Annotated in this window: 12 protein-coding genes; all 12 read left to right on the forward strand. The window is 33.3% G+C overall.

What is annotated here, in order from left to right:
* The first annotated feature begins 279 nt into the window (after positions 1 to 279).
* Genes mraZ through NAT47_RS01360 form a run of 12 tightly spaced genes read left to right on the forward strand, consistent with a single transcriptional unit; the run spans position 280 to position 13796 of the window.
* A complete protein-coding gene (gene mraZ / locus NAT47_RS01305) occupies positions 280 to 750 on the forward strand; it encodes a division/cell wall cluster transcriptional repressor MraZ (RefSeq protein WP_250579609.1) in 471 nt (156 codons plus the stop codon).
* On the forward strand, positions 725 to 1633 hold the full coding sequence (gene rsmH / locus NAT47_RS01310) for a 16S rRNA (cytosine(1402)-N(4))-methyltransferase RsmH (RefSeq protein WP_250579611.1): 909 nt from the start codon (positions 725 to 727) through the stop codon (positions 1631 to 1633). The genes mraZ and rsmH overlap by 26 nt, the downstream gene beginning before the upstream one ends.
* 6 nt (positions 1634 to 1639) lie before the next feature.
* Positions 1640 to 1996 (forward strand): FtsL-like putative cell division protein, encoded by a 357-nt coding sequence (locus NAT47_RS01315; RefSeq protein ID WP_194093226.1) that lies wholly within the window; start codon positions 1640 to 1642, stop codon positions 1994 to 1996.
* Positions 1987 to 3969 (forward strand): penicillin-binding protein, encoded by a 1983-nt coding sequence (locus tag NAT47_RS01320; RefSeq protein ID WP_250579613.1) that lies wholly within the window; start codon positions 1987 to 1989, stop codon positions 3967 to 3969. Before NAT47_RS01315 ends, NAT47_RS01320 begins: the two co-directional genes overlap by 10 nt.
* A complete protein-coding gene (locus NAT47_RS01325; RefSeq protein ID WP_250579615.1) occupies positions 3966 to 5429 on the forward strand; it encodes a UDP-N-acetylmuramoyl-L-alanyl-D-glutamate--2,6-diaminopimelate ligase in 1464 nt (487 codons plus the stop codon). The genes NAT47_RS01320 and NAT47_RS01325 overlap by 4 nt, the downstream gene beginning before the upstream one ends.
* Positions 5430 to 5481: 52 nt before the next feature.
* Complete coding sequence (mraY, locus tag NAT47_RS01330; RefSeq protein WP_250579617.1) at positions 5482 to 6702, forward strand: phospho-N-acetylmuramoyl-pentapeptide-transferase; 1221 nt, start codon at positions 5482 to 5484, stop codon at positions 6700 to 6702.
* Position 6703: 1 nt separating this feature from the next.
* Entirely contained in the window at positions 6704 to 8038 is a 1335-nt protein-coding gene (murD, locus tag NAT47_RS01335; protein WP_250579619.1) for a UDP-N-acetylmuramoyl-L-alanine--D-glutamate ligase, read from the forward strand.
* Between the two features lie 12 nt (positions 8039 to 8050).
* Complete coding sequence (locus tag NAT47_RS01340) at positions 8051 to 9406, forward strand: FtsW/RodA/SpoVE family cell cycle protein (protein ID WP_250579620.1); 1356 nt, start codon at positions 8051 to 8053, stop codon at positions 9404 to 9406.
* On the forward strand, positions 9406 to 10494 hold the full coding sequence (gene murG, locus NAT47_RS01345; RefSeq protein ID WP_250579621.1) for an undecaprenyldiphospho-muramoylpentapeptide beta-N-acetylglucosaminyltransferase: 1089 nt from the start codon (positions 9406 to 9408) through the stop codon (positions 10492 to 10494). Before NAT47_RS01340 ends, murG begins: the two co-directional genes overlap by 1 nt.
* Positions 10491 to 11696, forward strand: a complete 1206-nt coding sequence (locus NAT47_RS01350; RefSeq protein WP_250579622.1) for an aspartyl protease family protein — start codon at positions 10491 to 10493, stop codon at positions 11694 to 11696. The genes murG and NAT47_RS01350 overlap by 4 nt, the downstream gene beginning before the upstream one ends.
* A gap of 44 nt (positions 11697 to 11740) precedes the next feature.
* Complete coding sequence (murC, locus tag NAT47_RS01355) at positions 11741 to 13087, forward strand: UDP-N-acetylmuramate--L-alanine ligase (protein ID WP_250579623.1); 1347 nt, start codon at positions 11741 to 11743, stop codon at positions 13085 to 13087.
* The gene (locus tag NAT47_RS01360; RefSeq protein ID WP_250579624.1) at positions 13074 to 13796 is read left to right on the forward strand and encodes a cell division protein FtsQ/DivIB; all 723 of its coding nucleotides are present in this window, start codon (positions 13074 to 13076) and stop codon (positions 13794 to 13796) included. The genes murC and NAT47_RS01360 overlap by 14 nt, the downstream gene beginning before the upstream one ends.
* Position 13797 lies beyond the last annotated feature (1 nt).

Here is a 13797-nt window from a genome sequence, read left to right on the forward strand (position 1 = left end):
AATCTAAAGAAAAAAATGTCATAGATATTTTTAAGCTCAACGCATTTGTAAATGGTTAGTTATCAACAATTTTGTTAGGATTTTACGAAACGAGCTTCAATTTTTTTGCATAGTTATCATTTGTTAAAGCCTTCTTAAATCTAGGATTTGCAAATGATATTAAGTTAAAAGTGGAAAACAGAGTTTTAAATTCCAAAAACTTATTAACAAAGTGGTAGTTTGTGGTAAAAAGTGGTAAAATTTTTCTAAATTTGTCCTTATTCTAATCGAAAAGAAAAGTTGAAAACATTAATCGGAACATATGAATGTAAAGTGGATGCCAAAGGAAGGCTGATGCTGCCTACTTCGCTAAAGAAACAATTGGGTTCTTTGGAGGATGGTTTCGTATTGAAACGTTCGGTTTTTCAACCTTGTTTGGAGTTGTTTCCAATGGCGGAATGGAATAAAATGATGTTGAAAATCAATAAACTAAATCGTTTTAATAAAAAGAACGATGATTTTATTAGAAGATTTACAGCAGGAGTTAAAATAATTGAGATTGATGCAACAGGGCGACTTTTAATTCCGAAAGATTTAGTGGTTTTTGCTCAAATTGATAAAGATATTGTGTTGAATTCAGCTATCAATATCATCGAGATTTGGGATAAGGATAAATATGAAAATGCGATTGAAAACGCTGTGGGTGATTTCGCAGACTTGGCAGAAGAAGTAATGGGTAATTTTAATGACGACGAAGATGGAATATCATAATCCAGTATTGTTAAAAGAAACAGTTGATGGATTGAATATTCATCCTGATGGTATATATGTGGATGTTACTTTTGGTGGTGGCGGTCACTCGAGAGAAATTATGAGTCGATTGGGTGAAAACGGAAAACTATTCGCTTTTGACCAAGATTTAGACGCTTTAAAAAATGCAATTAACGACGAGCGATTTACTTTAATCAATGAAAATTTTCGCTATATAAAAAGGTTTTTACGTTTCCACGGAATCAAACAAGTAGATGGGATTTTGGCTGATTTAGGCGTTTCGTCTCACCAATTTGATGTGGCAGAAAGAGGTTTTTCAACCCGTTTTGATGCCGAATTGGATATGCGAATGAATCAAAAAGGTGACATCAGTGCGTATCACGTGGTGAATGAATATGACGAACAAGATATTGCAAGAGTTTTGTTTGATTACGGCGAACTAAAAAACGCTAGAGCGATGGCTAACGTAATCGTAACGGCTCGAAAAGATAAAGAAATCCGAAATTCGGACGAATTGAAAAAAGTGTTGGCAAAATTTCTTCCGGGTCACAAGAGTAATAAAATTTTAGCTCAAATATACCAAGCCATTCGTATCGAAGTCAATCAGGAAATGGATGTGTTGAAAGAGTTTTTAGAACAATCCTTAGAGATTCTGAAACCTGGAGGCCGACTGAGTGTTATCTCGTATCACTCATTAGAAGACAGATTGGTAAAACGTTACATGCGAAACGGCATGTTTGAAGGAGAACCAGAAAGAGATTTCTTCGGAAATTTTAAAGTTCCTTTCAAAATCATTGAAAAATTAATTGTTCCTACAGAAGAGGAAATAGCATCAAACAATAGAGCACGAAGTGCAAAACTAAGAGTAGCAGAAAAAATATAGCAATAAATGAAAAACGGAATCTACAGTTTACTAAAAGCAAAATTTCTTATAAGTGATGACGCTCTTAAGAACTGGAAATTCATCGTTTTTTTGGTAATCTTAGGAATGATGGCTATTGCAAACAATCATCAATACGATGCGAAAAATTACCGAATTACCGAATTAACCAATCAAGTAAAAGAATTGCGTTCTGAATTTGTAGACCGTCGTTCGGAATTGATGAAGTTAAAAATGGAATCTACAGTGGCAAAAAAAATGGAAACTCGTGAAATCTTTCCATCTGAAGTGCCACCGGTTAAAATAGTTGTTGAAAGTCAAGAAAATAAAAAGAGTTTTTGGGATAAATTGAAAATATGGCAGTAGAAGATAAAAAAATATCGTACCGCATGTATTTTGTAGCTTTCATGTTTCTCGTGATGGCTGTTTTGATATTGATAAAACTCAACAATATTCAATGGGTTGAAGGACCTTATTACCGAAAGTTAGCTAAAGAAAGAACCGTTAAAAATTTCACTATTCCAGCAAACAAAGGAAATGTGTACTCAGCAGATGGAAGTTTATTAGCTACATCAATTCCAGAATATTCAATTTATTTCGATGCTGTAGCACCTTCTTCTGAACTTTTTAAAGAGAATATTAAAGCGCTTTCGGATTCACTTTCAGTGATGTTCGGAAAATCATCCGGGCATTATCAAGCGAAATTACAAAAGGCACGTGCGAATAAAAGTCGCTATTTATTCATCGCAAAAAAGTTGAGTTATACGGAGCAAATGCGAATCAAATCGTTTCCATTATTTAATAAAGGAGCTAATAAAGGTGGTTTGATTATCGAGCAAAAAATTGTAAGAGAACATCCAATTGGTTTGGTAGCAAAAAGAACTATCGGTTATGAACGTTCAAACGAAGATGGAAAAGGGTTGGAGTACGCTTTTCGCGATTATTTGAATGGGAAAAATGGCCACAGAATGATGCAAAAAATTGCAAAGAATCAGTGGAAACCTATAAATGATGTAAATGAAAAGGAGCCTGTAGATGGTTACGATATAATTTCTACAATTGATGTTTATATCCAAGATATTGCTCATCATGCTTTATTGAAACAATTAGAGTATTATACAGCAGATCATGGTTGTGTAGTAGTGATGGAAACCAAAACGGGTCACATCAAAGCGATTTCAAATTTAGGAAGAGCAGAAGATGGATCCTACTATGAAACACAAAATTATGCCATTACAGAATCGCATGAGCCTGGTTCTACATTCAAATTAATTGATTTGATAGCGCTTTTAGATGATAAAAAAGTAGATACAAGCACAGTTTATGATTCAAGAGGTGGCGTAGTAGAATATTATGGTAAAAAGGTGAAAGACTCAAAGCCTGGTGGTTATGGTAAAATATCAGTTGGAAAAGCTTTTGAGGTTTCTTCTAACACGGTTCTAGTGCAAGCTGTTGTTGATCATTATAAAAACAATCCTAAACAATTTGTAGATAGAATTAATAGTTATGGATTGAACAAACCTTTGGATTTACCTATCAAAGGAGAGGGGAAACCATATATTCCACAGCCAGGAACACCGGGGTGGTATGGAACTACTTTACCTTGGATGGCCTTTGGTTATAACGTCTCAATTACTCCTTTACAAACATTGGCATTGTATAACGCGGTTGCCAATAATGGAGTAATGGTAAAACCAATTTTCGTTAGCGAAATAAAAGAATGGAATAAAATCATCAAAAAATTTGATACCCAAGTTATCAACCCTAAAATATGTTCTCAGGAAGCTTTGAAAAAAGTGCACAAAGTTTTAGAAAATGTAGTGGAAAAAGGAACTGGGTCAAAATTATACTCTAAAGATTTTTCGATGGCGGGAAAAACAGGAACCGCTCAAGTAAATTACAAAGACAAGTCGAATATGTATTACGCTTCGTCTTTTGTAGGCTATTTTCCTGCTAACCAACCTAAATATTCTTGTATTGTTGTGGTTCATAAACCTAATGTTACTGCAGGATATTACGGAGCTGATGTTGCCGGACCTGTATTCAAGAGAATTGCTCAAAAAATATTTACCGATTCACCTTCTATGAATCTTGTTAAAAATATCGATGCAAAAGTGGTGGCTCAAGAAAAAAGTTATGCTGAATACTACAAAAAAGTAGAAAAAGAAGAGCAAATTGTACCTAATGTTAAAGGGATGGAAGGCATGGATGCAGTTGCTTTATTAGAAAATCTAGGATTAAAAGTAAAAGTTATAGGTGTAGGAAAAGTTAAGAAACAATCTCTAACATCAGGTCAGGCTTTTAATAAAAATCAAATTATCATAATTGAACTATCGTGAAAGTACTTAAAGACATATTATATAAAGTAGGAATTGAAGCGGTTCATGGAACCACCGATATTGCTATTTCAAAAATTGAATTTGATTCTAGAAAAGTTGAGTTAAATGATGTTTTTGTTGCGATAAAAGGAACCCTATCAGACGGTCATGATTACATTCAAAAAGCGTTAAATCATGGAGCTATTGCAATTATTTGTCAGGAATTTCCGAGTGTAATTGTAAATGGGGTAACCTACATTAAGGTGAAAGATTCTAACGAAGCTTTGGCCTTACTAGCAACAAATTTTTATGAGAATCCATCTGAGAAAATTCGATTAGTTGGGGTAACAGGGACAAATGGAAAAACCACAATTGCTTCACTTTTATATCAATTATTCAAAAAAGCAGGTTATAAAGTAGGTTTGTTATCAACTGTAAAAATTATGGTTGATGAGCAAGAATTTAAAGCTACTCACACAACACCTGATTCTTTGACTATTAATAGGTATTTAGATTTGATGGTTCAAGAAGGATGTGAATTTTGTTTTATGGAAGTGAGTTCACATGGAGTTCATCAAAAAAGAGCAGAAGGTTTACAATTTGAAGGCGGTATTTTTACGAATTTATCACACGATCATTTGGATTATCACAATTCGTTTGCAGAATATCGCGATGTAAAAAAATCATTCTTTGATAATTTACCCAAAAATGCTTTTGCTTTAACTAATGCAGATGATAAAAATGGAGCTGTAATGCTTCAAAATACAAAAGCAAGGAAACTAAGTTACGCCTTAAAATCGTATGCCGATTATAAAGCCCAAATTTTAGAAAACCAATTATCGGGATTGTTATTAAAAATCAACGACAGTGAAGTTTGGGTAAAGTTGATAGGTTCGTTCAATGCATATAATTTGTTAGCTATTTACGGAGTTGCCGTAGAACTAGGAATTGAAAAAATGGAAGCTTTGCGATTGCTTTCGGAATTAGAAAGTGTATCAGGAAGATTTCAATACATTATTTCGGAATCCAAAATTACAGCAATTGTAGATTATGCCCATACGCCTGATGCATTAGAAAATGTATTAAAAACAATTGAGAATATTCGTACCAATAACGAACAATTGATTACTGTCGTAGGTTGTGGTGGCGATCGAGATAAAACGAAAAGACCTATCATGGCCAACATAGCTTCAACCATTAGCGACAAAGTCATTTTTACTTCAGATAATCCAAGAACCGAAGATCCGGAGATCATTATCAAAGAAATGGAAAAAGGAGTGGAACCTCAAAATTTCAAGAAAACGGTTTCTATTTTAGATAGAAAACAAGCTATTAAAACGGCATGTCAATTGGCAAATCCAAACGATATAATTTTAATCGCAGGTAAAGGTCATGAAACCTATCAAGAAATTAATGGAGTGCGTCACGACTTCGATGATTTAAAAATAGTAACGGAGTTATTACAACAATTAAATAAATAGTAGCAGTAAAGTTTTCAAGCGCAAAACTTTTAAACATTTAAACTTTAAAACTATGTTATATTACATCTTTCAATACTTAGACAAAACCTTTGATGTTCCGGGAGCGGGAGTGTTTCAATACATTACTTTTCGCTCTGCATTGGCATTTATTTTGTCGCTTTTAATTGCTACAATTTATGGTAAAAAAATCATCAATTTTTTGAGAAAACAGCAAGTTGGTGAAACCGTTCGTGAATTAGGTTTGGAAGGTCAAACTCAAAAAGCGGGAACACCAACAATGGGAGGAGTTATCATTATTTTGGCAACTTTGATTCCGGTTTTCTTATTAGCGAAGTTGAATAATATTTACATCGTTTTGTTGATAATGACTACACTTTGGATGGGAACTATCGGTTTTATTGATGATTATATTAAAATTTTCAAGAAAGATAAACAAGGTTTAAAAGGAATTTTCAAAATAATCGGACAAGTAGGTTTGGGTTTAATTGTTGGAACTGTATTGTATTTGAGTCCAGATGTAACAGTAAGGAAAGATACAATAACTTCAAGAGTAAAAATCGAAAACAACATAAAACCATCCGATTTAGAGGAAAAATCAACAGCAACAACTATTCCTTTCATGAAAAATAACGAATTTGATTATGCAGAAGTTTTGTCTTTTATGGGGGATGGTTATGAAAAGTATGCTTGGTTGATTTTCATCCCAATGGTAATCCTCGTAATTACTGCTGTATCAAATGGGGCCAATTTAACAGACGGAATTGATGGTTTAGCTGCTGGAACCTCCGCTATATCAGTACTTACATTAGGGATTTTCACCTTCGTTTCAGGAAATATCATTTTTTCAGATTATTTGAATATCATGTATATACCAAATTCAGGGGAAATGACGATTTACATCGCTGCCTTCGTAGGAGCTTTAGTCGGTTTTCTCTGGTACAATGCTTATCCAGCATCGGTTTTTATGGGGGATACAGGAAGTTTGACCATTGGTGGAATTATAGCGGTAATTGCTATTTCAATTCGTAAAGAATTAATGATTCCAGTTTTATGTGGAATTTTCTTAGCGGAGAATTTATCGGTAATGATTCAAGTGAGTTATTTCAAATACACCAAAAAGAAATACGGTGAAGGAAGAAGAATATTCCTAATGTCGCCATTGCATCACCACTATCAGAAAAAAGGCTATCACGAAAGTAGAATTGTAACGCGTTTTTGGATTGTCGGAATTCTGTTAGCAATTTTTTCACTTGTTTCTTTAAAATTAAGATAAAATGCGACTGGTAGTTTTAGGCGGAGGCGAAAGTGGAGTAGGAACCGCCATCTTAGGTAAGAAAAAAGGATATGATGTTTTAGTATCCGATTTTGGAAAAATTAAAGAAAATTATAAAGAAGTTCTGACTATTAATGGAATTGCTTGGGAAGATGAAAAGCACACAGAAGAATTAATTCTGAATGCCGATGTGGTAATGAAAAGTCCAGGAATTCCCGAAAAAGCTCCCATCGTTAAAAAGCTAATCGAAAAAGGAATTCCAGTAATTTCTGAAATCGAATTCGCTATCCAATTTACCGATGCAACAACGATCGGAATCACAGGAAGTAACGGAAAAACAACCACAACGCTTTTGACCTATCATTTGTTAAAACAAGGTGGTTTGAATGTGGGACTAGCTGGGAATATTGGGAAAAGTTTTGCTTGGCAAGTGGCAGAAAACAAACACGACATTTATGTGTTGGAATTGAGTAGTTTTCAATTAGATGGTATCATCAATTACAAGCCACATATTGCGATACTAACAAATATAAGTCCAGACCATTTAGATAGATACAATTACGATTATAGTTTGTACATCAATTCAAAATTTAGAATTACAAAAAATCAAACTGAAGCCGATTATTTGATATACGACAATGAAGATGAAGCGATTCTAAATTGGTTAAAAAACAACAAGATTAAAGCAAATAAAGTTCCTTTTTCATTGACAGGAAAACCTGAAAAAGACGGAGGATATATAGAAGAAAACAACATCAATAGTACCATTAAAAACGAATTATTTACTATGCCAATCAACGAACTAGCACTAGAAGGGAAACACAACATTAAAAATGCAATGGCAGCAACGGCTGTAGCACAATTGTTGAACATTAGAAAACAAACTATCAGAGAAAGTTTGACTAATTTCCAAGGAGTAGAGCACCGATTAGAAAAAGTATTAAAAATTCAAGGTGTGCAATATATTAACGATTCTAAAGCTACTAATGTAAATTCGGTTTTTTATGCTTTGGATAGTATGACCACCCCAACGGTTTGGATTGTAGGGGGTGTTGATAAAGGAAATGATTACGATGAGTTAATGCCTTTAGTTCGTGAAAAAGTAAAAGCAATCGTTTGTTTAGGTGTTGACAATACTAAAATCATCAACGCATTTAATAATGTAGTAGACGTGATGGTAGAAACAACTTCAATGTCTGAAGCAGTTCAATTAGCGCAACGTTTAGCAGAAAAAGGGGATAGTGTTTTATTATCACCAGCATGCGCAAGTTTCGATTTGTTCGAAAACTATGAAGACAGAGGAAATCAATTCAAACAAGCGGTTCATAATTTGTAAAAAAATAAAAAAATGTTCGATATCATTGGTAAAATAAGAGGAGATAAAACCATTTGGGCCATAGTTTTTCTATTGGCTTTGGTTTCCTTTTTGCCAGTATATAGTGCTAGTACTAACCTAGTTTACGTTATAGGAAACGGAACTACAATTGGACATTTAATCAAACATGCTATCCATGTTTTATTAGGTTTTGGAATCATTTATTGGATTCATAAAATGCCTTATCATTATTTTAAAGCATTATCTATTTTTGGTATTCCTTTAGTAGGTTTGTTATTATTGTACACTTTATTTAAAGGAACTGAAATTGGAGGAGCAAATGCAAGTCGTTGGATCCAAATTCCTTTTGTAGGTTGGAGTTTTCAAACTTCTACCTTAGCATTCATCGTTATAATGGTTTACGTAGCGCGTTATTTGGCAAAAGTTAGCGATAAAGTGTACTCATTTAAGGAATCATTTTTAGAATTATGGATGCCTGTTGGAGCGGTTTTAGTACTAATTTTACCAGCTAATTTTTCAACAACAGCCCTGATTTTTGCCATGATTTGTATGCTAATTTTCATCGGACAATATCCTTTGAAATATCTAGGATATGTTCTAGGGATGGGAATCGCTGCACTTTTGTTGTTCTTGTTATTAGCCAAAGCATTTCCAGATAATAAATTTTTTAGTAGGGTAAGTACTTGGGAAAACCGTATCGAGCGTTTTACCAAAGACACTCCAAATGAAGATGATTACCAAATTGAAAAAGCTAAGATAGCCATAGCCTCTGGAGGAGTTCTTGGTTTAGGAGCAGGAAAGAGTGTTCAGAAAAACTTTTTGCCACAATCGTCTTCCGATTTTATTTTCGCCATTATTGTAGAAGAATGGGGATTAGTTGGCGCAGTAACGATTGTTGGGTTGTATTTATTGTTGTTGATTCGATTTGTGATTAATGCTCAAAAGGCATCGAGTTTATTCGGAAAATTACTAATTATCGGACTTGGGTTTCCCATCATATTTCAAGCTTTTGTGAATATGGGAGTTGCTGTAGAATTATTACCAGTAACGGGTCAGCCTTTACCCTTGATTAGTAGCGGAGGAACTTCAATTTGGATGACGTGTATCGCTGTCGGAATCATATTAAGTGTGACTAAGAAAGAAGAAGAGGTTGCTTTAGACTTAGAAGAAAAACGCAAACGTGATGAAGCTTTACAGCAAATTATCGATGCGCAAGTGGCTTTGAATGAAGAGAAAGATGCCGATGAAAATCAGCAAAAAATAAACGATATTAAAAGTTCGATTAGAGAATCTTTAATTGAAGATGAAAACGGAAATGTGCTAGTAAATGGACAAAATCCAATGAACGCAGTTTTAAATAAAAAATAATGAAAAAACCAAGATTCATAATTAGCGGAGGCGGAACCGGCGGACATATTTATCCAGCCGTTGCGATTGCGAACGAATTAAAATCTCGTTTTCCAGAAGCAGAGTTCCTTTTTGTTGGTGCCAAAGATAAAATGGAAATGCAAAAAGTGCCTCAAGCAGGTTATGCCATCAAAGGATTATGGATTTCAGGAATTCAACGAAAATTGACATTGGATAATGCAATGTTTCCATTCAAGCTGCTTTCTAGTATGTGGAATTCATTTCGAATTATCAAAAGTTTTAAACCTGATGTAGTTATTGGAACGGGAGGTTTTGCAAGCGGTGCCGTTTTGAAAGTGGCTTCGATGTTTGGAATTCCGACAGTAATTCAAGAGCAAAATTCGTATCCTGGAATTACGAATAAATTATTGGCTAAAAAAGCGAATAAAATTTGTGTAGCTTACGAAAATTTGGAACGATTTTTTCCAAAAGATAAAATGATCTTAACCGGAAACCCTGTGCGTCAAGATTTGATTAACGAAGCAAGCAAAAGTGAAGCTATCGCTTATTTTAAATTAGATGCAAATAAAAAAACATTGTTGGTTTTAGGCGGAAGTTTAGGTGCTAGAAGAATCAATCAATTGATTGAAAAAGAATTGGATTTTCTATTGAGTCAAAACATTCAAATTATCTGGCAATGTGGTAAATTATATTTGAATGATTACGAGAAATATAACGAAAAAGAAAACGTTCAAGTAACCGCCTTCATCGATCGAATGGATTTGGTATATGCTGCCGCTGATGTGGTTATTTCGCGTTCAGGTGCTTCCTCTGTGTCGGAATTATGTATTGTTGGGAAACCTACGATTTTTATTCCGTCACCAAATGTGGCCGAAGACCATCAGACTAAAAACGCAAAAGCCATTTCAGATAAAAATGGCGCGCTTTTAATGAAAGAAAATGAATTAGATACCCAGTTTGAAATTGTTTTTTCTGATTTAATTTCGAATGAAAGTAAACAAGCAGAACTAAGTGAAAATATTAAAAAATTAGCACTGCCAAATGCAACAAAAGATATTGTTGAAGAAATAATAAAATTGATAAAATGAAAAAATATATTTTAATTTTTTGTTTTTTTTATTCCTTTTTCAGTTGTGCGCCTTCACAAATAGAGATGTTGAGAGGTGGAGCAATTGAAAACGCAGTTTATCGTGACACAGTTTCATTTAATTTTGATTATAACTTACCTATTATTACTGTTGAGATTGATCAAGTAAATTATAATTTCTTACTTGATACAGGTGCACCATCAGTAATTTCTCCGGAGTTGTTTGTTAAATTAAATCTTAAAAAGAAACTTACATCAAAAATAAAGGATTCTAATAATATTTCAAATTCAGAAATTTTCACACAAATTCCACAAATGAAAATTGGTAATTTACAGTATACAAATATTGGAGTTTATGTAATAGATTTGAGAAAATCTTTCGCTTTAAAATGTTTAAATATCGATGGAATTATTGGTGCGAATCAAATGGCAAAATCATATTGGAAATTGGATTATGAAAACAAATTGTGCGTGATTTCAAATGATTTACCAAAATCTGAAATTGAAAATTATGAAATTGTAAATTTTATACCAAAGAATGGACAATTAACTCCATTAGTAGATATATTTATTGACAAGATAAAGTTTGGAAATGTTATTTTTGATACTGGTTTTAATGGTGCAATTTCATTACCAAATAATAAAAGTCTAGACTCAGTTTTTGAGAAAAAAGTGGAACTATATGGAGTCGAATCAGCAGGAATTTACGGCTTAGGAACTACTAAAACTTTTGTTGAAGCCCTATTGCCTTTTGTTATACTTGATTCTTTGGTGCTAAGCAAGCAGTCAGTTACGTTTTCTGATGATCCGTCAATGGTTATTGGGAATGAAGTTTTTAAAAATTATAGTATTATTTTCGACTGGAACTTACAAAAAATGTATTTTAAAAAGAATGCAAATTTAAGTAGTAAGAAAACAAGTGAATTTATTTCCTTTGGTTTTGGATTTATTAAAAATGGAGATAAAATTGAAGTCGTTAAATTGATTAAAAATTCTGAAGCTGAAAAAAAAGGATTGTTAATTGGAGATGAAGTATTAACTATTAATGATGTCATTTTTAAAAATATTAAAGATAACCAATTTTGTGATTTCTTTTATTTTGGATTGAAGGAGTTTAAAGTGGGCGATATAATTAATGTTAAAGTATTACGTAATAATGAAGAATTGAAATTTACTTTAACTAAAGAAAATTACTTTAACTAAAACTGATTTTTCAATCGTTTGACTAAAAAGGAAACAAATATAATATGAATCTAAATCAAATACATAACGTTTATTTCATCGGAATCGGAGGCATCGGAATGAGTGCTTTGGCACGCTATTTTCAATACATTGGAAAAAAAGTAGTGGGTTACGACAAAACACCAACGCAGTTAACAGATGAGTTGCAAGCTATTGGTTTAGAAATTCATTTTGAAGATAATATCAGTTTAATTCCAAATGATTTTTATGTTGAAAATACATTAGTAATCGTAACGCCAGCCGTTCCAGTTTCGCATTCCGAATGGAATTATTTCATCGAAAGAGGATTCACTATTAAAAAACGTGCTGAAGTTTTAGGAATCATTACAAAAGATACCTATTGTTTCGCAGTTGCTGGAACACACGGAAAAACTACAACATCGAGTATTTTAGGTCACGTTTTATACGAAAGTGGTGTTGATGTTACCGCTTTTTTAGGTGGAATTGTTGAAAATTATAGTTCAAATTTAATCGGTTCAGGAAAAACAGTTACGGTGGTAGAAGCAGATGAGTTCGATCGTTCGTTCTTGCATTTACATCCTAACATTTCTTGTGTAACTTCGATGGATGCGGACCATTTAGATATTTATGGAGATGCCGCAAGTATTGAAGAATCATTCAAAGAATTCGCAGCCAAAACACCAAGAGAAAATTTATACATAATCAAAGGATTGCCATTAGAAGGAAACACTATCGGTGTTAATAATGATGCTGATTTTTCTGCTCAAAACATACGAATTGAAAACGGTTTTTATGTATTCGATGTGAAAACTCCAGACGAAGTAGTTCACAATGTAAAATTTGGTTTGCCTGGTCATCACAATTTAACGAATGCTTTGTTAGCTTTTGCAATGGCGAAATCTTACGGAGTTTCCAATGATAAAATCTGTGCAGCTTTAGCAAGTTTTAAAGGAGTAAGAAGACGTTTTTCGTTCCAAATTAGAGAAGAAAAATTAGTTTATATTGATGACTATGCGCATCATCCAACTGAAATTAATGCGGTGCATCAAGCGGTTCGTGAATTGTATCCAGGAAAAAAAATCATCGCAGCATTTCAACCGCACTTGTTCAGTAGAACAAAAGATTTTGCGGATGGTTTTGCAGAAAGTTTAAGTCAATTTGATGAAATTTTATTGTTGGAAATTTATCCCGCTCGCGAGTTGCCAATGGAAGGGGTAAATTCGACTTGGTTGTTGAATAAAATTAACAATCCAAATAAGAAATTAGTCAGTAAAGACGAGTTGTTCACGGCTTTTGAAAATTCAGATGCCGATGTGTTTGTAACTATTGGTGCAGGCGACATTGGTGAGCTTGTAAAAGATCTAAAAAAAGCGCTTCATGAGAAGAATTAATTGGCATACGATTCGCTTAGTGTTAATCATTTTTGCTATGATTTTCCTATACTCTTTTTCGTCAAAGAGAAATAGTCAGCGTAAAATCAGCAAGATAGATATCAAATTCGAATCGAAAGAGAATATGTTTTTAACACATGAAATGGTTAATAACTTGTTAATACAAAATTTAGGAGGGTCTTCAAGAATTCAAAAAGATAAATTAGATTTGAATACTTTAGAAGCTGTTCTCGATGATCACGAGATGATTGAAAAAGCACAAGTTTTTTCAACCGTAGACGGTTTTCTAAATACGCGTATTACTCAAAAGACCCCAATCGTAAGAGTTATTACCGATAATGAAACCTACTATCTTGATAAAAAAGGAGATAGAATACCATTGTCGGAAAATTTTTCGGCACGTGTTCCGCTGGTTGTCGGCGCAATAAGTGACAAAAATTGTAAGCCTTATTTGAACTTGTTTAATGAAATCAAGAATGATGATTTTTTAAGCAAGAACATCACGGCTGCTGAAATATTGCCCTCTGGGAATGTGGTGTTAGCCAACAGAAGTTATGATTATAAAATAGTTTTTGGGCAACCAAAAAATGTGGAACGAAAGTTTAAAAATTACAAAGCTTTCTATCACCACGCTATAAAAGACACATTGATTAAAAATTATAAAGAAATAAACTTGATGTTTATACAACAAGTGGTTTGTAAGAAATAAG

The organism is Flavobacterium fragile (assembly GCF_023634865.1).
Classification (GTDB): Bacteria; Bacteroidota; Bacteroidia; order Flavobacteriales; family Flavobacteriaceae; genus Flavobacterium; species Flavobacterium fragile.

Bases quoted from the DNA above. Each gene is read 5' to 3' on its own strand.
- rsmH (WP_250579611.1), top strand. From the start codon at position 725: ATGACGACGAAGATGGAATATCATAATCCAGTATTGTTAAAAGAAACA.
- NAT47_RS01315 (WP_194093226.1), top strand. From the start codon at position 1,640: ATGAAAAACGGAATCTACAGTTTACTAAAAGCAAAATTTCTTATAAGT.
- NAT47_RS01320 (WP_250579613.1), top strand. From the start codon at position 1,987: ATGGCAGTAGAAGATAAAAAAATATCGTACCGCATGTATTTTGTAGCT.
- mraY (WP_250579617.1), top strand. From the start codon at position 5,482: ATGTTATATTACATCTTTCAATACTTAGACAAAACCTTTGATGTTCCG.
- murD (WP_250579619.1), top strand. From the start codon at position 6,704: ATGCGACTGGTAGTTTTAGGCGGAGGCGAAAGTGGAGTAGGAACCGCC.
- NAT47_RS01340 (WP_250579620.1), top strand. From the start codon at position 8,051: ATGTTCGATATCATTGGTAAAATAAGAGGAGATAAAACCATTTGGGCC.
- murG (WP_250579621.1), top strand. From the start codon at position 9,406: ATGAAAAAACCAAGATTCATAATTAGCGGAGGCGGAACCGGCGGACAT.
- NAT47_RS01350 (WP_250579622.1), top strand. From the start codon at position 10,491: ATGAAAAAATATATTTTAATTTTTTGTTTTTTTTATTCCTTTTTCAGT.
- murC (WP_250579623.1), top strand. From the start codon at position 11,741: ATGAATCTAAATCAAATACATAACGTTTATTTCATCGGAATCGGAGGC.
- NAT47_RS01360 (WP_250579624.1), top strand. From the start codon at position 13,074: ATGAGAAGAATTAATTGGCATACGATTCGCTTAGTGTTAATCATTTTT.